This is a genomic window from Mucilaginibacter sp. SG564, assembly GCF_013149275.1.
GTDB lineage: Bacteria > Bacteroidota > Bacteroidia > Sphingobacteriales > Sphingobacteriaceae > Mucilaginibacter.
Genome location: NZ_JABGNA010000031.1, coordinates 1 through 1679, shown reverse-complemented (window position 1 = coordinate 1679; position 1679 = coordinate 1). Strand labels below are relative to the sequence as shown.

Sequence of the window (1679 nt, the reverse complement as noted above, 5' to 3'; positions counted from 1 at the left end):
ACTCGCGGTCAGCAGACCTTTGGTCATGGTACTCACGCCATTGGTTACCAGGTAACCTGCCGGAAGATTAGGGACATTATAATCATCATAATAGTTTACCGTTAACCGCTTGCTCAGTACCGGGTAACTGCCCAGCACGTATCCTGTGGGATTGGCCGTGGTATTATTCGTCTGGTCACGGGTGTCCCATTGGGGTTTGGCATAGATACTGTCCTGCAAACTTTTTAACGTTTTAGCGGAGCCCGCGTTCCATAGTCCGGTGATAATTACCCGGCCCAGCGCGTCGTATTTGCTTACCGTCCATTGATTAGCTTGTCTTTGCAGGCTATCCTGGCTCAATACCGGCTGGTCCAGACGGTTATATACCGTAAACTCCCAGCCCTTGCCCGGGATCTTCTTTTGCGTCAGCCGGTTCCGTTCGTCATAGCGGTACTGGTAACACAGGTTATTCAGCAATACCGATGAAGGTAAGGCGATATCCGCCAATGCTCTGGGCGGCAATACAAAGGCCAGGTTACCCAGGTCGTCATATACATAATACGTCGACAGGATCTGCAATCCGCTTTCTGATCCGTTAAACGTCCGTTTCAATATTACATGGCCCTCTTTGTCTTTATATTCTTCCGTCGTTCCGCTTCTGCCGCTTACCCAGTTCTCATCTTTGCTGACCGTTACATACAACTGCCCCGCTTTATAATAATTCCCCTGGCCATTCCCTAATACCAGCGTCCGGCTGCCGTTGGCATTGATCGTGGCCGTATACAGCATTGCCAGCATCGTACTTGCGGTATTGGAAAGCGGGGTCTCGTTATTGGTCGTGTACCCTATCTTCTGCGTATGCCCCGCTGTACTGTTCGCTACCGGCTGCCAGTCTGCTCCCGGTGCCCCCTGTTCTATCACCCGATTCAGGGGTGAGGGCTCGAAATTCGTGATGGCGAAAGGGCTGTTGGTCGCTGTCACTCCCGAAGGCGGCGCCGTATAGAACTGGCTTTGGGCTCCGCTCAGCGCGTCTGGTTTGTAACTCCCGTCATTACTCCCTGGCGTTACATAGGGCAGGTATTTCTGCGCTTCCCGCCCGAACTGGTCATAGGCGAAGGGCTGTACCACATCACTACCCAGAGGGCTCCCTTTTACCTGCACCGTTTGCAAAGGCCTCCCCAGGCCATCAAAGTATTGTACCGTCTGCATCAGTTCGCAACTGCTCCGGTTCGCAAAGTCACCGGAGTTCGGCGTTGCCCCTACTGTTCGCATCCCACCAACACGGGGCGTACTCGTGACAATATAGTTCTGGTTCTGGTTAAAACTGTTCGCCAGTTGCTGGCAATCCGGGTTGGCGATATACAAACTTAAACTGCTCCCCGGTGCTGCCGTAAAGCTAAAGCCCGGGCTCAGCGTGATACTGCTGTAACTGAAATACGAACCTGCTGCCGGCGTGCCCGTCATCGGGGCGGTGACCTGCGTCTGCGCTTTTATGCCTATGGCTAAAAGCTGTAGGCTTAAGCCCATAAACAGGATCTTGATATGATTCATCGTGATAATGTCTTTGTAGGTTGCTTTATTTATTGTCCCTGGTAGTGATAGTCCATGTGTTTCAGAATGTTCCCGTCTTTATCCTTTACATTCATCAGCCGCTGGAAACTATCATATTCGTAATACGTCGTCTCGCCCTTCGAATCCGT

1 protein-coding gene is annotated in these 1679 nt (G+C 51.8%); it reads right to left on the bottom strand.

All coding sequences use genetic code 11. The features are described 5' to 3' along the window. The coding region (locus FHW89_RS28560) for a DUF6443 domain-containing protein (protein ID WP_253952341.1) at positions 1-1530 on the bottom strand (1530 nt) is incomplete at its 3' end. Positions 1531-1679: the final 149 nt, after the last annotated feature.